Origin of the sequence: Melghiribacillus thermohalophilus, from assembly GCF_004342905.1 — a bacterium.
GTDB classification, from domain to species: Bacteria; Bacillota; Bacilli; order Bacillales; family Alkalibacillaceae; genus Melghiribacillus; species Melghiribacillus thermohalophilus.
In genome coordinates this window covers 1-26,954 of the sequence record NZ_SMAN01000005.1, presented here as the reverse complement: position 1 = coordinate 26,954, position 26,954 = coordinate 1, and the positions used below count along the sequence as shown (strand labels likewise).

Here is a 26,954-nt window from a genome sequence, read left to right as displayed (position 1 = left end):
TAAAGCCGGGTTTTTCCTATTTCCAGGAAGATCCTTATATTTCTTTTGGCGAACAGTGCTTAACTCTGGGAGATCGGGACTCATCTTTGGGCGCACAGCACTCGTTTTTGTGAGGTCAAAGCTTAACGCTGGACAATCAGCGTTCAATTGTGAGCAATCAGGACCACCGGTTTTACGCTGCTGTGTTTTCGTTTGTTTGTACGTTTTTATCATATAGATGGGTTGTGAAAAAGGGAATAACCAGCATGATGATTAATCCATAGAACAACACATCTATACTATAAAGGTCAACCACGAGCCCTCCAAGAACGGGACCCATCATCCGCCCTGCAGTTGCCACGCTGTTGGTGATGCCCTGATAAAACCCTGTTTGCCCTTTCGGTGCCAGTTCATTGGCCAGAGTAGGTACCGCCGGCCAGACCAGCATTTCTCCCAGGGTGATAATCACCATTGCCGCAGCAAAATGGGCAAAGGATTCAGCAAAAAGCAAATATATAAAAGAAATCAGGAAAATCACATTCCCGATCACAATATGTTTTTTGGGAGAAGGGACATAATGGGCCAGCAGTCTAACAAGCGGCTGTGCCAGGACGATTAAAAATCCATTTATCGTCCAGAGCAGACTGTACTGGTCTACCGGAATGCCCAGATCCTGTGTATAGGAAGCAATGGTTGACTGCCATTGAACATAGGCGACCCAGCAGATGAAAAACCCGAAACTCAAAATCATCAAGCCGGTAAATGCGGATTTGTTGACAATTTTAATTCCCTGACCCAGGACACTCGTATAGGCATTGGCATCATATTTCTTTTCCATTGGTTTATAGGTCAGCAAAACAAATAAAAAGAAAATGACGTAAATAGCCGCATTCGCCATAAAAATATAGGAAAAGGAATAGGCTGCAACGAGCCCGCCCAGGGAAGCTCCAATGGCTACTCCTAAATTCTGGGCTACATAAATGGCGTTGAAAGCACGTCTTCCCCCTTCCGGCCAGATAGAGCTGGCCATGGCGAACATTGCAGGGTGTAAGATCCCTGCGCCAAAACCGATCATAATCAAAAACACGGCGTATGGGAGTATGGTATGGTAAACCGTCAGTCCAATGGCTGCTACGAGAGCAATAGTTGTTCCTGAAACGATGGTTTTATATCCGCCAAGCCGGTCAAACAATGTACCACCGATTAAATTGTCGGCAATTGCGGCTCCCTGATTCAGCATTAAAATCATCCCTGCAAATGCAAGGGATTTCCCTAATTCATTATGCATATAAATCGTGTTTAACGGCCAGATAAATGAAGCTCCAGTCACTTGAATAGCAGTGCCGATGATCAACAGCCATATATGTTTGGGCATCGTCTGTATCTCCTTAAGATGTTTTTAACGATTACGGAGAAATCGTATTACGAAAACGAAAAAAATGCAATGGATTTATTTCGAAAACAAAAATATTTTTTTCATCTTTCATTGATACAGAATATCTGTTAATCTAGTAGGAACGAAAGAGGTGTTTTCGATGCTGATTCAGAGAATGATCTTGATCATGGTTGCGGTGGCAGGATTTCTGGTTGCTGCAGGCTGTCAGCAAGATACGCAAGCAGCCGAAAACAGGGGCCAGGAGAAGATCATCCGTCTGGAATATTTAGATCCAGATCAGACTTATTCCGATCAAATCCAGGAATGGCTGAACCAGGCCATTCAAGATTCAAATGATCGAGTCCATCAATATAGCAGCGAAGGATATGAATATATTTATGCAAAGGGATATACAAAAGCAAAGGCTGCCTACACATACACCGATATAGGCGGGGCCACCTCCAGCACGTTAACAATTACGCTGCTTAGAGGCAAACAGGGGGATGAAGTATTTGCCCGAATTGCCTATGATCCAGAGGGGTGCTGTACGGGGATGGAGATTGATATAACCGAAGATGAACCGTTTTAAACGTGGACTTTAAACGATGAAAGGGGTGGGAAGATTGGACATTCAACCTTATTTGCATCATATTGGCATAAATCCGGAACGTGTTTCAGACCGAAAAGCTTTGTTTCGGGATATTCAGCGCCGGCACCTGTTAACCGTGCCTTTTGAAAATCTGGATATCCATTTGAAGCACCCGCTGTCCATGGATCCTGTTAAAGTCCAGGAAAAAGTAGCGGTTCACAAACGGGGCGGGTTATGTTTTGAACTGAACAGTCTGCTGGGGGCCGTTTATCGGGAATTAGGCTATCAGGTGCATTATGTCTCCGCAGCATTCTGGAATGAAGATAAACATGACTGGAATCCTCCCTATTCCCATTTAGCCTTAAATGTAAATGTGGAAGGGAAAACTTATCTCGCAGATGTAGGTGTTGGCGGAGGTTTTATGGAGCCTATCGAGATCAGGCATGGAATGGTCTATGAGGATCATCTGGCCACATATCGGCTGGAACAAACAGGTGATACCTCCTATATCTTACAGAAGTCTGCGAATGATCAGTGGGAAAAGTTGTTTCAATTTTCAACCCAACCGGAGGAGCTGGCTGCTTTTCAGCCAATGTGTCGTTACTATGAAACAAGCAAGGACACCCTTTTTGGTCAAGAGAGACTTTGCAGCATCGCAACAGCGGATGGGAGGATATCCCTTTCCGAGGAATCATTGACGATAACCAGAAACAAAGTAAAAGAAAAATCCCCGGTCACATCCGAAAAGGAGTGGCGGAGACTGCTGAAAAAATATTTCGGGATTGACTATGATCTTCTTGAAGGAAAGGTTAAATTGAACCATAAATAAACTACTTATAATCGGATAAATCAAATCGGGCTATTTCTTCATCTTTATAAAGAATGACAAGCTCAGCATCCAGAGCATGTTCTTTTAAATCTTCTAATTGCTGATCATCTGGGAATACAGGGACAGCGGAATCACCTACATATTTTCCTAAATGATAGTATACGGATGCATTCTTTTCTTCACCAGGTTTAAACGGCATTGGAACCAGACTATACCCATGATCATGTTCAAAAATATTTTTATCCAGAAGTTCAAATGATTCGCCGGATAATGACTCAAAGGGTTTAACTTCTATGGAAAATTGATCGTCCAGATCGATGGTGTGATTTCCGGTATGTTTAAAGGTAAATTCATAATAGAGGGATGTAGGAGTTATGGAATACCTTTCATCCTCTGTTTTAATCACCAGTTCACCAACCTTGCTCTTATCGGAGACAATGTCAGCTTTCGCTGATACAAGTTCCACTTCAACCAGTTGACCACCGGAACAAGATGTAAGAATGAAAACGGTAACTATGGCTGATAGGGATTGAATCCAGGCTTTCATCGGGACACCTCCTGTTAGCTTCATATTATATCATAAACAGGTGTCTTTACGATAATTTCCATTCTGTATGTTGTTCAATCACACTCAGCTTTTCGTGTGCAAACTTACGGGAAGATGGCCCCCAGCCTGAATTTCTCCTGTCAGTACCCTGGCTAAAGATTGAATAGACCCAGACGTGGCTTCATATGTGGTTACATACGTGCGTATTTGCGGAAAAAGTGTCATGTCATAAGGATTCCTCAACGCACAAATCATGGCCTTTCCATCGGTTTTTTTCATCATCTCTTCCACAAGGTCTTTTTGCGCAGGGTCTTTTGCGGCGTTATAGGTGCAGATCATTACCTGTTCTGCATTTAAAACAGACTCCAAAATGACCCGGCGGGGTGTGTCCTTGATTTTTATTTCGGTTAATTCAGACACATGATGTTTCAGAAAATCGCCCAGCGTTTCCTTTTGATCATATCCCTCATCAATGTCTGAAGTGACCACTATTTCTGGCCAGATAATGGTAGTTTTTTTGCCGGGGTCGACAGGAATAAGATGGTCGTCATCTTTGACAATGGTGATGCTTTCATCCCTTATTCGTTGGGCAAGATTCAGGCCTGGTTTTTTGGCTAATTCCTTCTTCTCAAAATCTGGGTGAATACATTTGATCCGCCTTCGCTTCAGGGACAGAATGCGTTCTACGGATATATCAATTCGTTTCTCCGAGATTTCACCGTTTTGAACAGCCTGTTTGAGAGCCTGCAGAGCCCGTTTTTGTTTTTCATAAGAGTGGCTGAATAATAGGATGTCTGCCCCCGCCTGTATCGCTTTGATTACGGCTTCTTCTACATTGTAATGATGTTCGATGGCTCTCATTTCCATGCAATCTGTAATCACAACTCCCTCATACTTGTACTGATTTCTTAACACCCCATTGATCATGTTTTTGGACAGGGTTGCAGGCACCCCGTCTTCGATGGCAGGAAAACAGACGTGGGACACCATCAAGCTGTCTACATTTTCTTCAATCGCCTTGCGAAAAGGGAAAAGTTCCACCCTTTCGAGTCGGGAAATGGGATGGTGCACAACCGGCATGCCCAGGTGCGAATCCATTTCCGTATCCCCGTGCCCCGGGAAATGTTTGGCGGAAGCAGCAACCCCCCCATCCTGGTAACCCCGGATTGCCTGCCTGCCAAATTCCGCAACCATTTTGGGGTCCTCTCCATACGAACGAACACCGATCACCGGATTATGAGGGTTATTATTAACGTCGATGCAGGGAGCAAAGTTCATGTTAATCCCCATGATTCTTAATTCTTCACTTACAATTCGGGCAAGTTCATAGGCATACGTCGGATTTCCTGTGGCACCGACAGCCATATTGCCGGGACTGAGGGTGACCCCTTTATGAATGCGGTGGACCATTCCCCCTTCCTGATCAATGGAGATCAACAAGGGAATCCCGTGGGGAACGTGATCCTGTAGCATTACGGACAACTCGTGTATTTGTTCAGGGTTTTCAAGATTGCGGCCAAAATAACAGATTCCTCCAATAAAAAAGTTTTTAATCAAGTCAACAACTTCATGGGATGGTTCTGTTCCAAAAAATCCGCACATGAGTAATTGTCCGATTTTCTGCTCAAGGGTGAGATGATCCAGCATACGTATCACTCCTTACCAGGACGGATTAGGTTCCACATCTCTGTTTTGAATTGGGACAGATGGCTTACTGGCCGATCCAACAGTGCCAATATGTTAACGTCAGAACCCATGCGATGCATTATACGCAAAGTCGCAACTTCACTTCACCGCTGGCTTCATCCTGTCCGATTGGTCAATGCCAGGTTTGATCATGGTGGACAACAATCACTAAAAAATAAAAGAAATATCCGTCACTGAGTTGATGAAGGACATCATTTCTCTAACAAGTGACAGAAAAGTCCGTCATCACGTTTATGAAGGAAACCATTTCATCAATAGGAGATAGATATGTCCGTCATCTCATTTTTGACGGACAACATACAACGTAGTGGGTCAACAAATGGCCTTCATGAAGGGGGTTTTGGCGATTGCCTGATTCAATCCATAATGCGGGCAGGCTTCCGTGATCACGGCTAATCAAGCTTATTTTATATTATGCTATTATGGTTTGTTTTAAGCATGTGAATCTTAAAGCGGGGGGTCATATGGTAAGATATTGGAGAACATGTTTGGAAGCAGGGAGATATAACATGAAATCAAAAAAACATGATTTTACAGAGGGGAATATTCTCAAACAACTATTCCTTTTCTCAGGACCGATTATTTTTGCCAATTTGCTTCAGGTATCTTATCAGTTTATTGACAGTTTGTGGGTCGGCAATTTAATCGGAGCCAACGCCCTTGGTTCTGTCGCTGTTTCTGGTACCGTTATTTTTACGATGCTTTCATTTATCATAGGAATCAACAACGCCACCCTTACCATTTTGTCCCAGCAAAAAGGAAAAGGTGATGGAGAGGGGTTAAAGCGTTACGTAAATGCCTTTGTTATCATGTTATTTCTAATGTCCGCGGTTCTTGGTTCTGTCGCCTTTTTCTTTGCTGAACCGATTCTCGTCCTGTTGGGGACACCAGAAACCTTGATGGATGAGGCCAGAACTTACCTGCAGATCAATGCTGTCGGGGTTTTCTTTTTAACCGGGTATAACTTTATCGGGGCGGTACTCCGTGCCCTCGGGGACAGCCAGACACCTCTTCGATTTGTTGCCATTGCTGTATTGCTGAATACCGTTCTGGATCCTCTTTTTATTTCGGTATTTGGCCTGGGCGTACAGGGTGCAGCCGTGTCCACCATTCTTTCCCAGGGGCTTTCTTTTCTGTTTGGGGTCGTTTACGTATTAAAACGAAAACTTGTACCTTTTTCAGTGCCAGTTATACCTGCAAAAGAGGAAGTGTTCGTGATTCTGAAACTGGGAATTCCGTCGGGCCTTCAGATGTCTGTTATTTCTGCAGGATCTGCCGCGATCATGAGTGTAGTCACTTCCTTTGGGGAAGATGTGGTGGCGGGATTTAGTGCAGCCCAGCGTCTTGACAGTCTTCTCATGTTGCCAGCCCATGCCCTCGGGATTGCGGTAACCAGCATGGCTGGACAAAATATAGGTAAAGGAAAATGGGAGCGGGTAGGGCGCATTGCGAAATATGGCCTGTTGTATAACTTGTCTGTCATGTTTTTGATCGCGATTTTGCTCGTTCTGTTCGGCGAGTATGGCGTCCGCCTGTTTATTCAGGAGGAAGCAGCAGTCCAATTCGGCTCCACCTACCTGAAAACGGTCGGTTTATTCTATCCGTTTTTAGGGATTAACTTTATTTTAAATGGAGTGGTACGGGCATCCGGCGCCATGTATCAGGTACTTGTGCTTAACCTTATCTCCTTCTGGGTGCTCAGATATCCGCTGAGTGATCTCGTTTCTTCCTGGATGGGGGAGGAAGGGATTGCGTATGGTATCGGAATCAGTTTTATCCTCAGCAGTTTCGTCGCTATGGGCTACTACCGGTTTGGCAAATGGCGGGACATTCAACTTTTTAAAGAGAAAAAAGATGAATAGATTCCAATTCCAAACAAACAAATCATACATATAAAACTATAACCCCTTATCTTGAAGGAGGGTCAAGGCCTGGAAGAATATGTAGGAACGTGTGAAAACTGTGGGAAGGATATTTATTGCCGAAATGGATTTCTGGACGGTGTCAGTGAAAATGGGCAGCTGAAATGTTTTGCCTGTTCCGATTCTCAGACCGCTGACAGGGTAAGAAAGGACTGACTATGGCTCGATAACCTCCGCATATTTCGCCGCCTCCCTGAATACATTGTGTAAAAAAGGAGGTGGCGAATGCATGTGAGCAATCAGAACAAAAGCTGGTCAAAAGGTGATTTATTCCTTCTGGCTTTGCTTTTTTATTTGCTTGGAATATTAACGGCGATCATTGTGTTTGTATTACTCACCAATACGGACAGAGTTTCCCAGCAGGGGTTTTCTATTTTTTGCTGATCAGGGTCTGATTGATAAGACAAATAATGATACGGGGCTGAAATAGCGGAATACATACAGTAACGGCTGAGTTGGACAACCAGTTCAAAGGATAAAAAAATTCGGAAACTGGTTAAAACGGGGGATGTCCAGCTTCGGCACCCAGCCCCTTGAACTGTCTCGGTCCCCGGAAGACGGGCATTTTCCTCGCGCTACCACCAGCAGTCCTCGGGACTAAGCGGGCGCCTGATGCTGTTCTTAAAAATGCTCCTTGTTTTCCTCTTTTAATTGACGGACAGGTACCTCCTGTTCATGTTCCGGGTTATCTAACGGATAAATTCTTGCCATATCCTGTTCTTCATCCACATGCTGGATAAATATGGGCATTCCATTATAGGTAACATGAATCATGCGCGGAGATTCTGCTATTTCTTTAGCGCGCTGAGTGTTCATTTCAAACAGCTCCTTTTTGCATATAGTTTCTTGCTAAGATCAATGATTTATGCAGGTTGTTAAATTCCACATAATTCCATGTATGTCATCATCCCTATGATAAAACTTAAGAATGACTAAATTGATGGATGAGGTGGAGTTTATGGATACACGGGATACGCTATATGACAACCAAAACGGTGCGGTCAATTATTTTGATCAGTCCATTATGGATTACAAACAGGGAAGTGCACGTTTAAGAGAACGGCTTCCAGAAATGACACAGGGTTATTTCGATTTTACGGATGCCTGCTTTAAACCGGGAGCCATAAAAGAGAAGGAAAAACAATTAATGGCTCTGGCCATCAGCATTTATGCCCAGGACGAATATTGTATTATTTACCATACCAAAGGCGCAGTGGAACATGGAGCCACAGAACAGGAGATTATGGAAACACTGGCTATCAGCGCCGCACTTGGCGGGGGAGCAGCATTTTCGCAGGGTGCTACACTCGCAATGGATACCTTTGATCATTATCAAAACCAAAATACCCATTAAGTTCTTGAGGATGGGACAAAAATGAAAGAACGGTAGAAAAGACGAACAAAACATTTATGTAGTCAACATGCGTGGGCTCCAGATCGACTAAAACCGGCTACGTCCTGTGGCCAACGTCTGACACGAGCACGTCCTGTGCCTAGCGAGAATAGCAAAAGTCGAAAATTCCTAAAGACAGAAAAGATGAGCTGCCTTAGGAAGCCTCAGGCCGTGCCGCGGCAAGCGAAGCATTTTGACGAAAGAAAAAATCCGAACTCATCACGATGATGGAATATAGTTCGGATTTTTCATTGTCTGATGCGGCTTTGTCCCAGCCCCTTTTTACGTTTTATACCATGCACTCTATAGAGTCATGCACACAGCCTGGATTTCACCAGGCTTTTTCCTGTTATCAGCTTGTCAGGCAATCACAGCTGCTATGACATACATCCGAACATCGTTTTAGCTATCAAAAAACTATTTCCTTCCTGTGTGTAGTCCATTAGACTTAAAAAACCATCATCTCTTCCTCAGGGAATAATCTTTTAGACCTACTAAATTGGCAAAGTATTTTTAAAAATATGTCTATTTTTGTAGAATCGTCTGTCAAATCATGATAATCTTAAAGTACAGAATGATTTTATAATAGAAAGTAGGGATAATGTTGCATGTTCAACAAGTGATCATCCCTTTTCTTGCTTACATGATTCCCGCCTTTTATCTATTTTATATGGCTCTGGATATTATCTCCCGCAATCCGCGCAAGACCGAACACCGCCTGGTCAGCTTAATGATATTCAGTTACTTTCTTTTACTGGTTGAAGAATATTTGCGGCATTTGCTGCCTCTGGAATACAGTCCGGTTCTGGTAAATGGGTGGTTTGGAAACGTTGGTGTGATCATTCCGGCCCTGGGTTTTCATTTCATTGCAGCCATCACAGATCTTCACAAAAAAATGCCCCGCCATCTTTATCCATACATTTTTTATCTCCCGCTCGTCTTCATTCTGTTAAATGCTGCGACTGAAACTACGATGTTCACAAGTCGAGAATTTGTTCAAATGGGGATCTGGAAAGTACCTGAGTATAATACAGCTTATTATACAACCGTGACATTTGGAAATATCATCATTATGGTTTACATGATGATATTGGCCTTTTACTTACAAAAAGAATTGAACAGGGAGAGGAAAAGACTTTATAAAACATTGCTTTTGACAATGGGATTGATGTTGGTTTGGACTAGTGTGTTTGGCTATATTCCATTTGGCTCAGGTCTTCCGCCTCATCCATTTATATATGCAGGAATTATATGGGGTTTTGCTCTGAGGCTTGCGATGAACCGCCATAACTTTTTAACCACTTTCAAATCCAGATATGAAACCCTTTTTAACTTGAATCCTCTCGCGATTCTCCTCGTGAATCGAACGGGGCTCATTATTGATTCGAACCCCGGGGCCAAAAAGATGTTATATCTGGAAGAAAACCATGATACAAACATCAGTGAGTTTATCCATCCTGGCGTCATGAAAAAATGGGAACAGGCCTTTGAGTCAGGATTGAATGATCAACTAAAAATAAAAGGCCTGGAGACCAGGTTTATGATCAACGATGAAAAGAAAGATGTCGTCATCGAAGGGGATTATCTTCTGGTGGATGAACATCCCCATTATATACTAATTTTAAGGGATGTAACCGGAGATATGGAAAAATCCAGGCGAATTTCTTTTCTTGCTTACCATGACTATTTGACGGGCTTATCGAATAGAAGGTATTTCTATAAACGTTTTGAGGAAAGGGTAAAAGAATGGAAAGAAAACCACGAGCAATCCCTCCTGGCCCTGGTTTTAATCGATCTGGATCATTTTAAACATGTCAATGACCAGTATGGCCATACGGTAGGCGATCAATTTCTTAAACATGTAGCGTATTTGTTAAAGGAATCCATGCTTGACCAGGGAGTCGCTGCAAGACTTGGAGGCGATGAATTTGTCTTGTTTCTGGAAAACGTATCTTCAATGGATGCCATAAAGGAGTATATGTCTGAACTCTATCAGACGATCAATAAGAATCCCTTTGTTTCCGGAAACATTCATATCCCAGTAAACATGAGCATTGGGGTAAGCATCTGTCCTTCGCATGGAGAAACCTGTGATGAACTGCTTCGCTATGCAGACCAATCCATGTACAATATCAAAAAATCGTCCGGAAACGATTTTGAAATTTTTCCTGGAAAACAGGATACTACTTAAAAAGGCCATCCTGGTGGATCAGTATATCAGGCAAAAAGCTCTGCGTCTCTGCCTCCCCTGCCAGTTACCACTCACTAGGTGTTTACGGTTGAGTATGGATCTTTTCTTTAATCACATCATTTAATGCCTGTGCGGCACTTAAAGCATAGGTATCATTCCATATTTCTCCGGGTTTTCCGGCATGGCCAATGATATAATCCTGAAAAGATATCCCGACAAAATGAAACGTATGCTGGAACTGTTGAATCAGCGGCAGTCCTTTGATCCGGGGCTGGTCACCCCCGCAAATCACAACATATGCTTCTTTTCTTTTCATCTCTTCTTTCATCTGAAAACGTTCATCCCGGGCAGTTTGTGACCAGCGATCCACAAAGTTTTTCATGATGCCTGACATGCTGTACCAGTAAATCGGTGTAGAGAAAACGAGAATATCATGGGAAAAGACTGCCTTCATCAGAGCATCATGATCATCATTGACAATGGAAAACCCATCTTCATCATGCCGTTTGTCGACGATAGGAAGAATATTTTTTTCCCGCAAGAAAATCGTCGTTCGTTCAATTCCGTTCATTAATACGTTTGTAAGTGCTTCCGTATTCCCGTTGGGCCGGGAGCTGCCTTCTAACACCAGTACTTTTTTCATAGAGACTCAACCTTTCTGAATTCAGTTTCAAGGTTAATTCTATTATATGCGATAACGTTAGAGAAACCGTAACTTTCCATAAAAAATTATGAATGATGCTGCATTTGAGTAATCATCCATTTCTGGATGGCCAACCATACATACCAGCCGCCGATTCCGAGCAGGATGGATATGTAAAAAGACTGGGAATATTTAAGGGAAAAAGCAACGATCAGCAATAGAATAGCTGTTGCAGGAAATCCCCATAAAACCCCCATGGCAAATTTGCTTAGTTGTGTCGGTTGTACATAAAGCCAGAATAAACTGAGCAGGCTGACAAGAGGGAGGGAGCCATGATTCCTCCATAAACAGGAAATTTGCGGGCCATTTCCGTCACGATACCAATAATTAACGCAGAAACGGTTATTTTTAAAACGAAGAACATTTTTTTGCCTCCTCTGCAAGGGTTGCAAAGGCTTCGAGAATCCGTTTTTGTTTTGATTCGGACAAGCGATCTAAAATGGCTGCCAGCTTATCCTGATCCAGAGCAGTGTTATAGTGGAGCACATCTTTTCCTTCTTGGGTCAAAGAAAGAAATACCTTTCGTTCATCCATCTGTTTGCGGATTTTTTCTATGTACCCTTTTTGAATGAGACGTTTAATATGTTCAGAAGCAGTATTGTGTGAGACGGATAATTTTTTTGCGATAAATCCGACAGTTGCATGCTGATTTTTTTCAATATGCTGCATAATGCGAATAGCCTGATGGGTGATTTTTTCCTGGTGTGTGTAGTGAAGGTGATAATAAATATTTGTCCAGTGGCGATTCAATTGATCTGTGATTTCGTTCATCGTACATGCTCCTTTTATATCGTATTATACGATATAATCATACTAAACGATATAAAAAAGGGCAAGGTTTTCAAGGATATGGCTTGATGATTTGATGAATTCCGTAATATGATTAGCTATAATCGTTCATATGAGGTGAAAACACATTGATTGTTTATAACCTAAACCTGGGGATTCGTTTCATGCTGGAAATCGCACTTCTGGTTGTTTATGGTTATGCGGGATTTATGTACGGGGATTCGACTGTCTGGCAGTGGGTCCTGGGAATATGTCTTCCTCTGGTCATAGCGGCTGTCTGGGGATTGGTGATTTCTCCGAAGGCTCCGATTAATACCCCCTATATTCTTCAGTTATTGCTGGAAATCGTTTTATTCGGAACAGCTGTGTTTCTCCTGTACATATATCATCATGCTGGATTAGCCTGGTCTCTTGCAGTCATTTACATTTTCAATCGTTCCATTTTGTTAGTTTTAGAAAAAAGGATGGAAAAATGAAGGGAAAAGTGGAATGTTTCGTTGCTCATAACCGAGGTTTCTCTACAGCGGAAAGGGCGGTAAACAAAATCCCTTCAGACAAGGTCTGAAGGGATGAACGATGTTTACTCTTCTTCTGTCTGCTTCTCTTGGAACCGTTTTTTCTTCACATCTTCCGGGAAGATGTCACTTGAAAATTCGGTGTCGGGATGAGGTCCGGTATATGATGTCCGATCATTATACTCCTCGTTTACCGTTTCTAAAACGCGCCGCTGAATAAATAAATGGATAAACGGTTCTGCAAAAGTGATAAAAAGTGCTGTAAAAAAGGATGCAGTTAATACATCAAACGGGTCAGGGCTGATCATTAAACCTGTCAGCCACAGCACAAGAAAAAACAGTCCAAAATCAGCAATAGATGCCACAAGGTTACCATATCTTTTCAATAAAAACAAATCGCCAATGGCGTAACTGGCTCCTGTTAAAAGGATGGAAAGCAATAGTAAATGCCAGAACCCTGCTTCATCAAACAGTGGATAAATCGAATAAACAGCCGTTGCGATGACTGCAAATTTAATTCCGAGTGCCTGCCAGTGTTTCATCTTTTAACCTCCAATACGTTTGTCCTGTTAGTTATATTATGGATTTTTTATCGTTATGATTCCCCGAATACAGGAATCATATCCGACAACATTTTCATTTGACTGGACTGCCTGGAGCTTTTCAACAAAAAAGGCTATTTTCAGGAGCACCTTATGGATTCTGTGTTCTCTTCAGAAGAATCCTCAGCAGGAAATTTTTAGACGGGAACCAGCTGATGGATATAAGGATATGTCATTAAAACACGGATATTTGCCATATATTTTTTGTTCATCTCCTAGTAAAATGAATAGATATAGCATTCATGGGGAGGGGAGAGTTTACATGATTGATTTTAGAAGTGATACAGTTACCAAACCAACAGAAGCGATGCGGAAGGCCAGTTATGAGGCGGAAGTAGGGGATGATGTCTACGGAGAAGATCCTACCGTAAATAAACTGGAAGATAAGGCTGCTGACACTCTTGGCAAAGAGGCTGCCCTGTTTGTGACAAGCGGTACCCAGGGAAATCAAATAGCCGTACTGACCCACTGTCAGCCGGGCAATGAGATCATATTGGAGGAGAATGCCCATATCTTTTTATACGAGGGCGCGGCTATTTCAGCGTTTGCAGGGGTTCAGCCCCGGACAATTGCAGGAGAAAAAGGAGCGATGAATCCTGGAGACATTAAAGCTGCCATTCGTGCAGAAGATGTCCATTTTCCCGAAACGGGCCTGATCTGTCTTGAAAATACCCATAACAAAGCAGGCGGAGCCGTTCTCTCACTGGAATATATGAAAGAAATATATAGTATTGCCCAGTCTTCCCAGGTTCCGGTTCATCTTGACGGAGCCCGATTATTTAATGCAGCAGCGGCTTCAGGTGTTCCTGTCAGTGAGTTTGCCGCTTATACGGACACCGTGCAAATTTGCCTCTCAAAGGGTCTTGGTGCTCCGGTGGGCTCCATTATCGCAGGTTCCAGAGAGTTTATTGAACAGGCAAGAAAATGGAGAAAAAGGTTAGGCGGAGGATTGCGTCAGGCAGGTATAGTTGCAGCACCGGGTCTGGTGGCACTGGAAGAAATGACCGAACGTCTTGTGGAGGATCATGAACATGCCAAACTGCTGGCAGAGAGACTTGCCAATATTGAGGGGATGACCATTGAAAATGAAGTGGAGACCAATATCGTTCTGGTCAATATAAAGGGGACAAACGCCAATGTTGAAACCTTTCTTGATTCCATGAAGAGTGCTGGGATTCTTGCTGGCTCCTTTGGCCCTTACACGATCCGGTTTGTTACGCATTATGGTGTGACAAAGAAAGATATTGAAACAGCGACAGAAAAGATTCAAAAGTTGGTTCAATCATGAATAGCACTTCATAATAAAAGAAGGACATGTGGCGAATACTGCCACATGCCCCTCCCAATAGTGAAGTCATCTATTTCTTTACCAGATAGCTGTACTAGCCAATTTTGTTATCTGGATAGTCAGAGTCGTCTCCTGCCAGCAAAATTTCTGCGCTGCCAATTTTGTTATCTGGATAGTCGGAGTCATCTCCCGCCAGCCAAATATCTGCACTGCCAATTTTGTTATCCGGATAGTCAGAGTCGTCTCCTGCTACAATAAATGTACCGCTTACCAAAAGGAAACCTGCGCATACAAGAAGAGTAGCAATGAGCTTTTTCACTTGATTTCACCTCCTTTATCGATGGTTTTTAAGGTTTCAAAAGCTAATTTAAAGTAATCTGACGCCTTTTTATAATGGCGCAGCTGATAACAAACCTCACCTGCGAGTTCAAGAAAATCCAGATACTCTGCGTATTCCCCCCTCGCCTTAAACAGGGGCAGAATGAAGCTTTCTAGCTGCTCTAAAAATTCCTTTTCATACATGGTTCCTTTCAGCTTTTGTTCGAGTACATAAAATTTATAATAGTATTTTTTGTCCCTGGATTGTCTGGCGCACTGAATTCCTGTTTGAATGGTAGCCAGTGCTTTCTCCTTATGATGGAGAGAAACGAGAATAGATGCTTTCAGAAAAAGGGAATTCAGCTTTTCCTCACCATGTTTCAGTTCAATAGCCTGATTGATCAATTCTAAAGCTTTTTGATGATCGGTATGTTTTAACGTATAGGCTAAGTTATGATATGCCATGGCCCGCTCTTTATCGGTAATCTGATCAGATTCGGCCGCCAAAATTTTTTCAAATAAATCAACAGCCTGTTTATTATCACCAGTTAAGTTATAATTGATGGCTAACAGCATTTGTGTATCGATCATTCTTGGATAGCAAAGGTCGGACTGAAATAAGTCGAGGGCTTTTTTGGCGTATTCAATGGATAGGTGGTGTTTATTGAGCCGAGCAAGAGTTAAGGCCAGATAATAATATAAATCGGCATCGTCAAGATGGAGCTCTTGTTCGGCGATGGAAAGTGCATGAATAAATTCTTGAAACGCTGTATTAAAATGAAATTGTTTATAATGGAATATTCCTGTAAATTTTTTATAGTAGTATATATATTTTAAAGGGAAAAGATCCTGATAATAGCTTAAATGCTGGACGAATTCAGAAGACTGATTGATCTGATCCCGGGAAAGAAGATACCTCAATTGTATCAGCTGGTATAACAGGTAGATTTCATGAAGTGGATGGTAATTATTTTCCTCAAAATAATGCTGAATGTTTAAATGAGCCTGGTACGCCTTACCGTCATCCTTATCTTCGATGTATTGGAGCCACTGAGTAAGTTGTTTTTTTATATATCCGTCCCCTTCATGTTTGCGTAAAATTTCATCATAATTCTGGATATTCAGGCGATGACATAACTGATCAAAGACTTCCTGGGCAGGTTGGATGGTACCATTTTCGAATTTGCTTAAATAGGAGATGGAACAGATCCCCCGTGCTAATTCTTCAAGGGTTATGCCACTTCTCTTGCGAAAATGTTTGATCAATTTCCCTTTATCCATAAATACTCCTTTCATCACCTAACTTATTCCTTATCCTACCAGATAATGAATGGGATAACAGTCGAACTTTGACGATGGGGTAAAAAACGAATCTTCTTACCTATATGTATATTCCTCAAAAAAACGATGAACAGGACCAAAGATATAGGCATAATCATAGATAAATTTAAAACATGTATAGGAAAAGGGATTCATTTTTTAAATGATTATTGCTGAGAAGAGGATATTCTGCGGATGGTTTCCCGGGAAGGAGAAAGAAAAATGGTGTGAACCCGTCAGTTCACACCATTTTATAGGTCAACTATGTCTTATGACGGATTTATCTCTGCTTGTTCTAAATGGCTTTTGCGATATTACACCGAGTACTATGCCGCCGATGAATAACAGTGTACTGGATAAAAAGAATATTGAGGAGATACCATATAAGCCTGAAAGCCACCCGCCTATAGCGGGGCCGGCAGCGTTTCCTAAAAAACGGAAGCTGGTATTGTACCCCAGCACCTCACCCTGAATATGGATCGGTGCTGCCTGGCGAATATAAGCGGTCCGAACGGGTATTATCCCGCCAAGGAAAACACCGAGCAGGAAGCGGAGAATTAAGAGCTGCCAGATGTTTGTCACAAAGGCTCCTGGAAAATACACGAGAGCGCTTGCGACAAGGAGAATGACCATGACTTTTTCGTACCCGATTTTATCGGCAATTTTACCCCAGTTTCTTGTCATTAACAGATTCCCAAGTCCTGTGATGGAAAAAGCAATGCCAGAAAAGAAAGCGAGACTTTCTAATCCGTGAATTTCTTTTACATAGAGTGCAAGAATAGGCTGTATGCTAAAATGCGCAATCTGGACAAGCAGGGAAATAACCATGACAACGATCAGTACGGGATGAAACAAAATATACTGCAACACTTCTTTCCTGGAATAGGATTTTTTGGCTTCTCCTTTTGATTCCAGCCTGAATTCCTTGATTCCGATTAAAACAACAATAGCCGCTATGGCAAGGGTGATGGAAGTCAGTTTGAAAGTTAAGGAAAAACCAAATGCATCAGCAAGAATACCTCCAAACATTGGCCCGAATAATGAGCCGGATACATTCCCGGTTTGTAATGTGCCAAGCACTCTTCCAGATAAATGTTGAGGTGTTTGAGTTGAAATCAAGGCCTGAGATGTGGAAATAAATCCGGTAAAGACACCCATAAAAAAGCGTAAAATAAACAATTGCCAGACCGAAGTGACAAAGCCCATGAAAAAAACACTGACAGCCAGCCCGGACCCGGATATCACAAGAATTTTTTTCCTTCCGTAACGATCCCCAAACCTTCCCCAGATTGGCGAAACGAGAAAGGCGGTCACAAAGGTGATTCCAAAAATCCATCCAGCCCAGGTCTGAACAAATTCATCGGAATAGTTTCCAAAGGTTTCGATATATAAAGACAAAAACGGAAGAACCATGGTCATGCTGCCGGCAATGAAAAAATTAGCAAACCACATAATGATTAAATTCCGGTTAACTGCCTGCTGTTGATTACGAATGACAAACCCCTTCTTTCAACGGACCATTTATTTCGTTTCCCTAAAGATATATCATATCGAATTTTTTCTCATAATGAAACCACTTTGGTAACGGGTGGAGATGTTCGAGTTAAAGATTGGAAGTCTTTGAAAATGTTTTGCTGAAGGGTATAAAAATGGGTTCTTTTCAAAAACTTTTCACATGGAAGCTCATGAATAGGGGAAACCCCCTATGGTACATCATGATCTGGAATCTTACAATAGATATGTACGTTATTGGAGATTTAAACACTATTTTTACAGTGGTAAAGGTATTTTGCCGTTTTTGTTCGTGACTACACGAAGGGAGGAAATATGGATGAGGGAAAATTATAAGGTTGTCATTATTGGAGGAGGAACTGGAGGCATTACTACAGCGGCACGTCTTTTGAGAGGAATGAAAGCGCTTGCCGGCGATGTGGCTATTATTGATCCAGCTGAAAAACATTAATATCAATGTGGATATCGACACCCTTGAAGCGGGAATGAAATTGCTCGAAAAACTCCCCAGGCTAGTAGAAATGGTGGAGAAGCTGGAAATAGCGGTTGAATTTATCGAAAATGTATTGCGGGATCAGGAATCGATGGACTATTTGCAGGACAGTGCGAAAGCGTATATGGAACCTGTTCGCAGACGAGTGGATGATGGTTTGAATTTCTGGAAAGAAGTACAGGCCAAAGCAGAGACAAATAAGCAGCACATTTCCATCTTTACCATTATGAAATGGATGAAGGATCCAAATGTTCAAAAGGGTTTATCCTATGTCCAGGCAATTATGGATACCATGCCGAAATCGAGGGCATGAACACCATTTTTAGAAGAGTAAACATAGGGTGAACTTTTTAAACACGAAATCCAGTTTTATCTAGATGAAAAAAATGAGGGGAGAGGTGCATATCATGTTTTTGCGTTATTTTTACGATGAGAAACTTGCCCATGCATCTTATCTTGTTGGATGTCAGAAAACCGGGGAAGCGATTGTGGTGGATCCATCTCGTGACATTGAACAATACGTAGAAGAAGCAGAAAAGGAAGGCTTGAATGTAACCGCAGCATGTGAAACCCATATTCATGCCGACTTTGTATCAGGCGCCAGGGAACTTGCGGATCGCTTTGACGCCAAACTATATTTATCGGATGAAGGCAATGAGGACTGGAAATATGAGAATCTAGACGGCATTCGTTATCAGCTGTTAAAAGACGGGGACACTTTTAAAATTGGCAATCTCACTTTTGAAGTGCTGCATACGCCAGGTCACACCCCGGAGAGTATTTCGTTCTTATTAACAGATAACGGAGGCGGAGCAGACCGTCCAATGGGAATATTCACCGGTGACTTTGTCTTTGTTGGGGATGTAGGTCGTCCGGACTTGCTTGAGAAGGCTGCCGGCCATGTGGGAACGGCTGATGAAGGTGCGAAACAAATGTTTCAGTCCCTTGAGCGCTTTAAGCAGCTTCCAGATTTCCTTCAAGTATGGCCTGCGCATGGCGCTGGTAGTGCATGCGGGAAGTCTCTGGGTGCCGTACCTTCCTCCACAGTAGGGTATGAAAAGATGTTTAACTGGGCTTTGCAGTACGACAACGAAAATGAGTTTGTAGAAGCTTTATTGGACGGGCAGCCAGAGCCACCGAAATATTTTGCCGTTATGAAACGGGTCAACAAAGTAGGCATTGAGCTTCTTAAAAACCTGGATTTGCCTGTAAAAGAGACGGACTCTGCAAAGCTTCAGAACTGGATTAAAGAGGGAATGGTCATTGATACCCGCTCCGTAGAACAGTTTGCCAAAGGGCATGTTCCAGGAACCATTAATATTCCTTTTGATCAATCATTTACAAACTGGGCTGGCTGGCTGGTGGACTATGAAGCACCTCTATATTTAATTGTAGATGAATCACAAATGAGGGATGCCATTAAGGCGCTGCGTTCGATAGGAATTGACAATACTAGAGGTTATATGGAAGTCAAAACAGCACTGGACAGTGTGGATGAATTAGAGAGATATGCTGAAGTGGAACCAAAAGAAATCAAAGAACAGATTGAAAAAGGAGAAGTTTATGTTCTGGATGTGCGCAATCTGACCGAATTTAAAGAAGGTCATATTCCTGGAGCTTCCCATATTATGCTGGGGACCCTGCCAGAACGGTTGAACGAGGTTCCGCAAGATAAGCAGATTGTTTTGAACTGCGGTACAGGAAAGCGCTCTGCCATTGGTGCAAGTGTTTTGCAGGCAAATGGGATAAAAGATATAGTCAACCTGGTCGGTGGATTTGAACGCTGGGTAGATGAAACTCAAATCGTGACAAAATAATAGTTTGCCGTATAATCGTTAAATAAATAGACCCTTGCTGCAATCCGGCAAGGGTTCACTTCTATTGTCAGGGCGTTTAGGGTAATAAAACACGGCTTTAATGAGGGGGCGCAATTGTGAAGTCATTTAACATTCCGAATAAGTATTTGAAACAAATTCTGGAAAACATTCAGGACGGGATCATAGTCATGGATCAAAACAGAAAAATACTGGCGATGAATCCCTCGGCTCACCGACTCACAGGCTGGCATCTCGGGGATTGTGTACCCTATTGCTCTTTTTGTGAAACGAGAGACACCGGTCCCGGCGAAGATAAATGCTATTTGATCGCCCATGATGAGGTTCCTTATTTTTTGTCGCAAATGCCTGTTTATCATGGTGAAAAAATTGATGTAGAGATGAGCACGGCTTTAATGTTTCAGGATTCTGAGACCAATCAAAAAGAATATTTGCTCGTCCTCCGGGACCAGACGCTGCGTCAAAAAGAAGAGGAAGTAAAGCTGTCTAAAAAAATGATCAAAAAGCTGATCGAGGCTCAGGAAAATGAGCATAAACGTCTTGCGCAGGAGCTTCATGATGGGGTCAGTCAATCCCTTTATACGATATCTGTTGCCATGGAGGCCGTTGAATCCCGGGTAAAAGATGAACAATTGCTTGCATACTTAAATGAAGTACGGGATGAATTGGAGCATGTCATGAGCGATATCAAATCTTATTCTTATCAGTTGCGTCCTCAATCACTGGACAGTCTGGGGCTTATCCCCACTGTCCAGACGGTTATACAGTCGGTTAAACGGTCAAGACCTGACATGAAAATAAAGCTGGAAAGTAATTTTAATGAACGACTGCCTGCCGTTGTGGAAATCAATTTGTATCGAGTCATTCAGGAAGGACTGCACAATATATTAAAATATGCAGATGCCCGAAAGGCTGTAGTCAGTCTCAATAAAGAAGACCACCAAATCAATCTTTTGATTAAAGATAACGGTAAGGGATTTAACCTGGATCAGGTCAAACAGGGTTTGGGGATCCAGCACATGCGTGAAAGGATTGAACAGATTGAAGGGGAATTTTTTATTCTGTCAGAACCGGGGAGAGGTACGATGATTAGAGCAAGGATTCCGCTGCCACTGAAAGAAGGGGTTCACATTGATTAACTTAATGATCGTCGATGACCATGCCCTTGTCCGAAAAGGGATTATTTTGTTGTTGGAGAACTACCAGGATGTAAAAGTGGTGGCTGAGAGCGGAGATGGGCATGAAGCAATAAAGCTGGTAATGAAACATGAACCTGATATTGTGCTTTTAGATATCTCCATGCCAAATGGCCTGGATGGTTTTTCGACTGCCAGACAGCTTATGCAGAGCCAGCCGGATATTAAAGTCATTCTTTTGACGATGCATGATGAAGAAGTATACATTCGAAAGGCGATTCAGACAGGAGCGCACGGATATATATTGAAAAAAAGCAAAGGCAGTGACCTGTACGAAGCGATTTATGAAGTGTATCACGGCAGACGCTTTTATAAGGTGCATATTAGTGACGAACAGCTGGAAAAAATGTTTCGAGAAGAAAAAGCTCCTTCTTCCGTTTTAACGATGCGGGAACAGGAAATCGTGCGCCTGACGGTTTTAGGATATACCAATAAAGAAATTGCTGAGAAACTTAATATTAGCATAAAAACAGTAGAAAACCATAAATCCAACATCATGCATAAGCTCGATCTACATTCAAAACACGAACTGATTCAGTATGGGATTAACAATCATTATATTAAAGGATAAAGGCAAACGGCTGTCCAAAATTATTGGGGAGCCGTTTTTGTCTTAACAGCATGTATGTGTCACGAAAGCAAGAAGCTCATTTGAATCAATTGGAAGGATCCATTGAGGCGTTCCCCTGGGTATGTTGGAATCATATAAGCTTGAGTGAATTATAATGTTTTATATTATTAGGCGTTAGGTCATGTTTATGTGCGAACAGGACGCAGCTTTGAGCGGTTAGGGTAATTCTTTGGGCTGTGGGAGCACCTTCATGGGCGGTCACACACCTCCCCTGGGCCATCCGCGCCCATGCTTGGGCCATTGTGCCTTTTCCTTGGGCCATCCGCGCTCATGCTTGGGCCATTGCGCCTCACGCTTGGGCCGTTGTACCTCTCGCTTGGGCCATCCGCACCCATGATTGGGCCATTGTGCCCTTCGCTTGGGCCGTCCGCGCTTATGCTTGGGCCATTGTGCCCTTCGCTTGGGCCGTCCGCACCCCAGCTTGGGCCATTCCCGCTCCCCTTTGGGCCATCCGCCCTCATGTTTGGGCCATTGCGCCTCACGCTTGGGCCATTGCCCCTTCCTCTTGGGCCGTCCGCGCTCATGCTTGGGCCGTTGCGCCTCACACTTGGGCCATTGCACCTCCCTCTTGGGCTGTCCGCACCCCAGCTTGGGCCATTGCCCCCTTCGCCTGGGCTGTCCGCGCATGACTCTGGCGATCGGGACTATGCGTAGATAATCGCACTCCATCCCCCTCGGGTTTTACACTTCATGTTTTAGGTCTTTAAAATCCACAGTGTGTCAAAAAAATCCCCTCAATTTCACTAATTTTGCCAACGTCACAATTTAGCAACAAGTTTTTCAAGAAATGTTCACGAAAACCTTTGATATAGGGGGTTGCCCCTATATTGGTAGTGGTAAAGTGAGAATATACTGATAGCAAACAATCAGGGAGTGATTTTTGCCATGAAAAAGAAAGAAACACTATATTTTTGGGCTGCATCCATTATTTCTGTTGCCGGTATGGTAAGCCTGGCGACGCTCATGTTATAGGGAGGGTTCATTTATGACGTATGATGCAACAACTTACAGCCGCATATTAACAGAGCTGACACTGTCCTTCCATATTCTGTTTGCAACCATTGGTGTGGGTGTGCCGTTAATGATCGCGCTTGCGCAATGGATCGGAATTAAACGGAATGATCATCACTATATTTTACTTGCCAGGCGCTGGACCCGGGGGTTTACCATTACCGTCGCTGTTGGGGTGGTAACGGGTACGGCGATTGGTCTGCAGTTGAGCCTGCTCTGGCCTAAATTTATGGAAACGGCTGGCCAGGTTATTGCACTGCCTTTATTTATGGAAACGTTCGCCTTTTTCTTTGAGGCTATTTTTCTGGGAATCTATATCTATACCTGGGATCGGTTTAAAAAGCCAATCTATCATTTCCTTCTGTTGATCCCGGTTGCGATCGGATCCAGTGCATCGGCCTTCTTTATTACGACGGTGAATGCCTTTATGAATACCCCTCAGGGATTTGAAATTGTCAATGGCGTCATCACAAATATTGATCCGATAGAGGCGATGTTCAGTCCTTCTGTGCCTACAAAAGTAAGTCATGTACTCGTTTCTGCTTACATGACATCTGCTTTTGTTCTGGCGGCACTGGCAGCCTACCAAATGCTGAAAGGGAAAAACCACGAATATTATAAAAAAGCGCTGAAAATCACCATGATACCAGCTCTCGTGTTCTCGATTGCCACAGCCGTTGTAGGTGATTTTTCCGGGAAATTTTTAGCGGAATATCAGCCAGAAAAACTGGCAGCAGCTGAATGGCACTTTGAGACCGAAAGTCACGCACCGCTCATTTTATACGGGTACCTGGATGAAAATGGAGAAATCAAAGGGGCTTTAGAAATTCCGTATGCATTAAGTATTCTGGCGGGGAATACACCTTCAACCGAAGTAATCGGGCTGAATGAGTTCCCCGAGGATGAACGACCGCCATTATACGTCCACTATTTCTTTGACTTAATGGTTACGCTTGGTGTGTTACTGACCATCATCGCATTGCTCTATGCAATGTGGTTGAGGTGGAAGCCCCGTCTCGCTCATCACAAATGGATGCTTCGGGCCATTGTCTGGTCGGCTCCCCTTTCCCTTCTGGCGATTGAAATTGGCTGGTTTTTTGCGGAAGTGGGAAGACAGCCCTGGATTTTAAGGGGATACATGAAAGTTCCTGAAGCTTCAACAACATCGCCGCATGTAGGGACTTTAATTATTGTGTTTGCTGTACTTTACGTGATACTGGCGGTTGGTTCGGCAATCGTCTTAAGAAAAATGTTTAAGAACAATCCGCCGGAGAAAGAACTTCAAGAATATAGCATGAAACATGGAGGTGAAATCCATGTCTCTTGAACTCCTTGGTATATCCGTATTGTGGATTTTTTTATTCGGTTATCTGATCGTAGCATCCATCGATTTTGGAGCAGGTTTTTTTGTCACCTATAGTGAATGGACCGGCCAGAAGCATGTTCTGGGAAACATCATTCAAAGATATTTATCACCGGTATGGGAAGTAACCAATGTATTTCTCGTGTTTTTCTTTGTTGGGATAGTGGGGTTTTTCCCTAAAACAGCCTATTATTATGGTTCGGCTTTGCTGATCCCTGTCAGTATATCCATCATTTTGCTTGCGATTCGGGGTTCCTATTATGCTTTTAGTACCTATGGGTCAAAGGATAATAAATGGTATACCTTCTTATATGGGGTTACAGGTGTGCTTATTCCGGCTTCGCTGACGACTGTACTAACCATTTCAGAGGGCGGTTACTTAACGATTACCGATGAGAGCGTGTCTCTGAAGCTAACAGAGCTGCTGACCAGTCCGTATTCCTGGAGCGTGGTGCTTCTTTCCATTGTGAGTGTACTGTTTATCTCTGCCAGCTTTCTCACTTATTATGCAAATAAGGCGGAAGATACCCGTGCCGAAAACCTTTTAAGGCGTTATGCTTTAGGTTGGAGTGTTCCATCGGTACTAATTGCTGTCATTGTCTTCTATATGCTGAAATCCCAGAACCTGGAGCATTTTCAACAAATGGTGGATCTGGCGTGGATGTTTATGATTTCCCTTGGATTTTTTATGATCGGGGTCTATCTGATTTATAAACGGAAGGCCTATGGCTGGGCTTTCACAGCCGTTATGATGCAGTACTTCTTTGCTTTTCTCGGTTATGGTGCTTCCCATTATCCGTATCTTCTGTACCCGGTTTTAACGATATACGATGGATTTACGAATGAAACGATGGCCATTGCCCTGGTAGTAGCTTTTATATTTGGCCTGCTCTTGCTCATACCTGCACTTTATCTCCTGCTTCGACTGTTCTTGTTTAACCGTGATTATGTCAAAGGGAACGAGTAAGGAGGGATTGGAATGCATCATTTTTTCATTATGTATGCCCCGTTTTTAGTCGTGATTTTATCCATCGTTATTGTCTTTGTATGGGGAGCAAAAAGTAAGTCGTTATAAGTAAAAGCGGCAGGAGTAGCAACCTCCTGCCGCTTTCGTATATCAGTCTAGCAAGATATGGACCATACTGAAAACGATAAACAAGAAAACAGAAACAATGTGAAACTGGCGTATTCCTTTTCTGTGCCTATTTTGCGAAAGAAATCGTCCAGTAAATAAAGAAAAAACTAAGAAGCCGATTCCCCATAGACCAATAAACTCCCTCGGACCGATCTCTCCTTCATAAATCAGCATCAGGTATCCGTGACAGATGCTGAGAAGCAAAACCAGGACTCCCGCTGTCATGTGCCCCTTGCCCACTGCTTTTATGATTCCTTTAATGGACGTGCGGATCTGGGGATTTTGTTTTATGACGGAGTGTTTAAGCAAATAAGGAGCACTCCTGCGAGCGGGAAATAATGATAAAGCAAATCCTGCTAAAAGAGCTGATGTCCAGCCTATGAATTCCCCGCTTTCTTCCAGGATTTCGGATTTTTCTTCAGATTTGTGGAGATGATCGTTTGCTTTTGCTGCAAAAGGATGAAAAACCATGATAAGACTAAACACAAAGATCAACGTAATAGATCCCCATTTCATGACATTTACCCCCCCAGGAACCATCAGCATGTAATCATAGTTTACCCATTTTTTGTGGGGGAATAGGATTGATTGGGAAATCTTTTTTATATTTTTGAAAAGTATTTTGGTTTAACAGAATGGCTTAACTTTCTCTATCAATAAATGCTTTCATTCCTTCAATTTGAAATTCGTCGATGAACTTATGTTCTAAATGTTTTAAGTACGATTGACTGACAAACCCTTTTGCCCCCCTGAAATTTCACGAGCATAGTGAAGTGGAGGAGCTTGATCTTTTTGCTTATCGGTTACTGTAAACGTAAGGACATCGTTTAACGATTTTCCTTCACAGATCAGGTCTACAAATGTAGCGCGATACACACCGCCGTGAACGCCTTCCCTTTGAAATAAATATTCATGGGCCTCAAACGGTAGCTTATATACGATTCCTTCAACATACCCTTCCCCTTCAATAATATCAGCCCGTCCACCATCAGACTTATGATAGGAAAAAGCTAAAGAATAATTGTGTAGCACACCGCAACCTATGATATCCCGGAAATAATGGTCTACTCCTGCCTGCTGAAACCGCTCATGATCCATGCAGGAACCATATGCAAAATAATAGAAATGTGGCTTTTCATTCCATAAACGATCTATTTTCCAGTCGCTAAAACTGACCGGAGTTGTAAGCATATGCTCACAATCGGGGTGAATGAAATAAACATTTGACTGATAAGCCCCCATGTCCGTATAAACAGTCTGGATTTTCCGGCTGTATAAATTATGCTCCTCTTCCTCGTTATACCCTTCCAGTTCATCCAGTCTTTTTAAAAGTGTATCGCTGACTTCATATAACTCACCATATGCGATGTTCTGTTCAGATGGCTTCAGAGCAGGAAAATAGCTCTCGGTACGGTATAATTCTCCATGTGTCCAGGACTGCCGAGCGACTAATCTGGCATGATCTAAATAATGGGCATTGGGCTCATGTTTCCTTAATGTACCATACACAAAAACCAAATGATTTTTCATCAGGGTGATTGATCCACTCCTTTTTGTGAATGTATAGTGTTTATTAAAATATTATATGAAATCATTTACATATTTAACAAAAAAGTGGTTCTCCGCAACAAAATGTGCTTGATTCTTCCTCTATCGTATGATTGCTTTCAAATGCTAGGCTGGTTGCTGACATTCCATGCGAATACGCATA

General features: G+C 42.7%; 29 protein-coding genes and 1 pseudogene. 17 read left to right on the top strand and 13 right to left on the bottom strand.

Annotation, left to right across the window (positions count from 1 at the left end; genetic code table 11):
• Positions 1 to 172: 172 nt before the first annotated feature.
• A complete protein-coding gene (locus tag EDD68_RS05765) occupies positions 173 to 1,354 on the bottom strand; it encodes an MDR family MFS transporter (protein ID WP_132371306.1) in 1,182 nt (393 codons plus the stop codon).
• A gap of 160 nt (positions 1,355 to 1,514) precedes the next feature.
• Here EDD68_RS05765 and EDD68_RS05760 point away from each other — a divergent pair, with 160 nt between their 5' ends.
• Both EDD68_RS05760 and EDD68_RS05755 read left to right on the top strand, forming a co-directional pair.
• The gene (locus EDD68_RS05760) at positions 1,515 to 1,943 is read left to right on the top strand and encodes a hypothetical protein (protein ID WP_132371305.1); all 429 of its coding nucleotides are present in this window, start codon (positions 1,515 to 1,517) and stop codon (positions 1,941 to 1,943) included.
• A 34-nt stretch (positions 1,944 to 1,977) separates the two neighbouring features.
• Positions 1,978 to 2,772, top strand: a complete 795-nt coding sequence (locus EDD68_RS05755) for an arylamine N-acetyltransferase family protein (RefSeq protein WP_165902075.1) — start codon at positions 1,978 to 1,980, stop codon at positions 2,770 to 2,772.
• Between the two features lies 1 nt (position 2,773).
• On the opposite strand, the gene EDD68_RS05750 is transcribed toward EDD68_RS05755, so the two are convergent.
• Positions 2,774 to 3,319: a hypothetical protein gene (locus EDD68_RS05750; protein WP_132371303.1), complete on the bottom strand. Its 546-nt coding sequence runs from the start codon at positions 3,317 to 3,319 to the stop codon at positions 2,774 to 2,776.
• A gap of 84 nt (positions 3,320 to 3,403) precedes the next feature.
• On the bottom strand, positions 3,404 to 4,966 hold the full coding sequence (nagZ, locus tag EDD68_RS05745; RefSeq protein ID WP_132371302.1) for a beta-N-acetylhexosaminidase: 1,563 nt from the start codon (positions 4,964 to 4,966) through the stop codon (positions 3,404 to 3,406).
• A gap of 569 nt (positions 4,967 to 5,535) precedes the next feature.
• Here nagZ and EDD68_RS05740 point away from each other — a divergent pair.
• Positions 5,536 to 6,888, top strand: coding sequence for an MATE family efflux transporter (locus EDD68_RS05740; protein ID WP_132371301.1), 1,353 nt, complete (start codon positions 5,536 to 5,538; stop codon positions 6,886 to 6,888).
• A 285-nt stretch (positions 6,889 to 7,173) separates the two neighbouring features.
• Positions 7,174 to 7,332, top strand: coding sequence for a hypothetical protein (locus EDD68_RS15180; RefSeq protein WP_165902074.1), 159 nt, complete (start codon positions 7,174 to 7,176; stop codon positions 7,330 to 7,332).
• A 237-nt stretch (positions 7,333 to 7,569) separates the two neighbouring features.
• On the opposite strand, the gene EDD68_RS05735 is transcribed toward EDD68_RS15180, so the two are convergent.
• Positions 7,570 to 7,764, bottom strand: a complete 195-nt coding sequence (locus tag EDD68_RS05735) for a small acid-soluble spore protein H (RefSeq protein ID WP_132371300.1) — start codon at positions 7,762 to 7,764, stop codon at positions 7,570 to 7,572.
• 142 nt (positions 7,765 to 7,906) lie between these two features.
• Between EDD68_RS05735 and EDD68_RS05730 the strand changes: the two genes are divergently transcribed.
• Positions 7,907 to 8,302, top strand: coding sequence for a carboxymuconolactone decarboxylase family protein (locus EDD68_RS05730; RefSeq protein ID WP_132371385.1), 396 nt, complete (start codon positions 7,907 to 7,909; stop codon positions 8,300 to 8,302).
• A gap of 643 nt (positions 8,303 to 8,945) precedes the next feature.
• Positions 8,946 to 10,532, top strand: a complete 1,587-nt coding sequence (locus EDD68_RS05725) for a sensor domain-containing diguanylate cyclase (protein ID WP_165902073.1) — start codon at positions 8,946 to 8,948, stop codon at positions 10,530 to 10,532.
• An 82-nt stretch (positions 10,533 to 10,614) separates the two neighbouring features.
• On the opposite strand, the gene EDD68_RS05720 is transcribed toward EDD68_RS05725, so the two are convergent.
• The 3 genes and pseudogenes from EDD68_RS05720 to EDD68_RS05710 all read right to left on the bottom strand — a co-directional run bounded on the left by EDD68_RS05720 (position 10,615) and on the right by EDD68_RS05710 (position 12,006).
• A complete protein-coding gene (locus EDD68_RS05720; protein WP_132371298.1) occupies positions 10,615 to 11,175 on the bottom strand; it encodes a flavodoxin family protein in 561 nt (186 codons plus the stop codon).
• An 86-nt stretch (positions 11,176 to 11,261) separates the two neighbouring features.
• Positions 11,262 to 11,599, bottom strand: a pseudogene (locus EDD68_RS05715) (DUF3147 family protein).
• Complete coding sequence (locus EDD68_RS05710; RefSeq protein WP_132371297.1) at positions 11,584 to 12,006, bottom strand: MarR family winged helix-turn-helix transcriptional regulator; 423 nt, start codon at positions 12,004 to 12,006, stop codon at positions 11,584 to 11,586. The pseudogene EDD68_RS05715 and the gene EDD68_RS05710 overlap by 16 nt, the downstream one beginning before the upstream one ends.
• Positions 12,007 to 12,152: 146 nt before the next feature.
• On the opposite strand from EDD68_RS05710, the gene EDD68_RS05705 reads away from it, so the two are divergent.
• Positions 12,153 to 12,500: a YrdB family protein gene (locus tag EDD68_RS05705; RefSeq protein WP_132371296.1), complete on the top strand. Its 348-nt coding sequence runs from the start codon at positions 12,153 to 12,155 to the stop codon at positions 12,498 to 12,500.
• A gap of 104 nt (positions 12,501 to 12,604) precedes the next feature.
• On the opposite strand, the gene EDD68_RS05700 is transcribed toward EDD68_RS05705, so the two are convergent.
• Positions 12,605 to 13,081: a YndM family protein gene (locus tag EDD68_RS05700; protein ID WP_132371295.1), complete on the bottom strand. Its 477-nt coding sequence runs from the start codon at positions 13,079 to 13,081 to the stop codon at positions 12,605 to 12,607.
• Between the two features lie 322 nt (positions 13,082 to 13,403).
• Between EDD68_RS05700 and ltaE the strand changes: the two genes are divergently transcribed.
• Positions 13,404 to 14,429, top strand: coding sequence for a low-specificity L-threonine aldolase (gene ltaE, locus EDD68_RS05695; protein WP_132371294.1), 1,026 nt, complete (start codon positions 13,404 to 13,406; stop codon positions 14,427 to 14,429).
• Positions 14,430 to 14,523: 94 nt separating this feature from the next.
• On the opposite strand, the gene EDD68_RS05690 is transcribed toward ltaE, so the two are convergent.
• The 3 genes from EDD68_RS05690 to EDD68_RS05680 all read right to left on the bottom strand — a co-directional run bounded on the left by EDD68_RS05690 (position 14,524) and on the right by EDD68_RS05680 (position 17,519).
• Positions 14,524 to 14,748 (bottom strand): hypothetical protein, encoded by a 225-nt coding sequence (locus EDD68_RS05690; RefSeq protein ID WP_132371293.1) that lies wholly within the window; start codon positions 14,746 to 14,748, stop codon positions 14,524 to 14,526.
• Positions 14,745 to 16,043 carry a helix-turn-helix domain-containing protein gene (locus EDD68_RS05685; protein ID WP_132371292.1) on the bottom strand — a complete coding sequence of 433 codons (1,299 nt, stop codon included), beginning with the start codon at positions 16,041 to 16,043 and terminating at the stop codon, positions 14,745 to 14,747. The genes EDD68_RS05690 and EDD68_RS05685 overlap by 4 nt, the downstream gene beginning before the upstream one ends.
• A gap of 282 nt (positions 16,044 to 16,325) precedes the next feature.
• Positions 16,326 to 17,519 (bottom strand): MFS transporter, encoded by a 1,194-nt coding sequence (locus tag EDD68_RS05680; protein ID WP_132371291.1) that lies wholly within the window; start codon positions 17,517 to 17,519, stop codon positions 16,326 to 16,328.
• 379 nt (positions 17,520 to 17,898) lie between these two features.
• Between EDD68_RS05680 and EDD68_RS15510 the strand changes: the two genes are divergently transcribed.
• From EDD68_RS15510 to cydS, 9 genes are all read left to right on the top strand, one after another.
• Positions 17,899 to 18,030 (top strand): FAD/NAD(P)-binding protein, encoded by a 132-nt coding sequence (locus tag EDD68_RS15510; RefSeq protein ID WP_341540266.1) that lies wholly within the window; start codon positions 17,899 to 17,901, stop codon positions 18,028 to 18,030.
• Positions 17,996 to 18,385, top strand: coding sequence for a helical membrane plugin domain-containing protein (locus tag EDD68_RS15650; RefSeq protein ID WP_132371290.1), 390 nt, complete (start codon positions 17,996 to 17,998; stop codon positions 18,383 to 18,385). The genes EDD68_RS15510 and EDD68_RS15650 overlap by 35 nt, the downstream gene beginning before the upstream one ends.
• Before the next feature lie 94 nt (positions 18,386 to 18,479).
• Positions 18,480 to 19,889 (top strand): MBL fold metallo-hydrolase, encoded by a 1,410-nt coding sequence (locus EDD68_RS05670; RefSeq protein ID WP_132371289.1) that lies wholly within the window; start codon positions 18,480 to 18,482, stop codon positions 19,887 to 19,889.
• A gap of 116 nt (positions 19,890 to 20,005) precedes the next feature.
• The gene (locus tag EDD68_RS05665; RefSeq protein ID WP_243646762.1) at positions 20,006 to 21,046 is read left to right on the top strand and encodes a sensor histidine kinase; all 1,041 of its coding nucleotides are present in this window, start codon (positions 20,006 to 20,008) and stop codon (positions 21,044 to 21,046) included.
• Positions 21,039 to 21,674, top strand: a complete 636-nt coding sequence (locus EDD68_RS05660; RefSeq protein WP_165902071.1) for a response regulator — start codon at positions 21,039 to 21,041, stop codon at positions 21,672 to 21,674. Before EDD68_RS05665 ends, EDD68_RS05660 begins: the two co-directional genes overlap by 8 nt.
• Positions 21,675 to 21,962: 288 nt before the next feature.
• The gene (locus tag EDD68_RS05655; protein ID WP_132371288.1) at positions 21,963 to 22,388 is read left to right on the top strand and encodes a hypothetical protein; all 426 of its coding nucleotides are present in this window, start codon (positions 21,963 to 21,965) and stop codon (positions 22,386 to 22,388) included.
• 331 nt (positions 22,389 to 22,719) lie between these two features.
• Positions 22,720 to 24,072, top strand: a complete 1,353-nt coding sequence (locus tag EDD68_RS05650; protein ID WP_132371287.1) for a cytochrome ubiquinol oxidase subunit I — start codon at positions 22,720 to 22,722, stop codon at positions 24,070 to 24,072.
• The gene (locus EDD68_RS05645) at positions 24,062 to 25,075 is read left to right on the top strand and encodes a cytochrome d ubiquinol oxidase subunit II (RefSeq protein ID WP_132371286.1); all 1,014 of its coding nucleotides are present in this window, start codon (positions 24,062 to 24,064) and stop codon (positions 25,073 to 25,075) included. The genes EDD68_RS05650 and EDD68_RS05645 overlap by 11 nt, the downstream gene beginning before the upstream one ends.
• A 12-nt stretch (positions 25,076 to 25,087) precedes the next feature.
• Positions 25,088 to 25,183 (top strand): cytochrome bd oxidase small subunit CydS family protein, encoded by a 96-nt coding sequence (gene cydS / locus EDD68_RS15705; RefSeq protein ID WP_424399153.1) that lies wholly within the window; start codon positions 25,088 to 25,090, stop codon positions 25,181 to 25,183.
• 42 nt (positions 25,184 to 25,225) lie between these two features.
• Here cydS and EDD68_RS05640 read toward each other — a convergent pair whose 3' ends face one another.
• Both EDD68_RS05640 and EDD68_RS05635 read right to left on the bottom strand, forming a co-directional pair.
• Positions 25,226 to 25,759: a hypothetical protein gene (locus tag EDD68_RS05640; RefSeq protein ID WP_132371285.1), complete on the bottom strand. Its 534-nt coding sequence runs from the start codon at positions 25,757 to 25,759 to the stop codon at positions 25,226 to 25,228.
• A 198-nt stretch (positions 25,760 to 25,957) separates the two neighbouring features.
• The gene (locus tag EDD68_RS05635; protein WP_132371284.1) at positions 25,958 to 26,773 is read right to left on the bottom strand and encodes a gamma-glutamylcyclotransferase family protein; all 816 of its coding nucleotides are present in this window, start codon (positions 26,771 to 26,773) and stop codon (positions 25,958 to 25,960) included.
• Positions 26,774 to 26,954 lie beyond the last annotated feature (181 nt).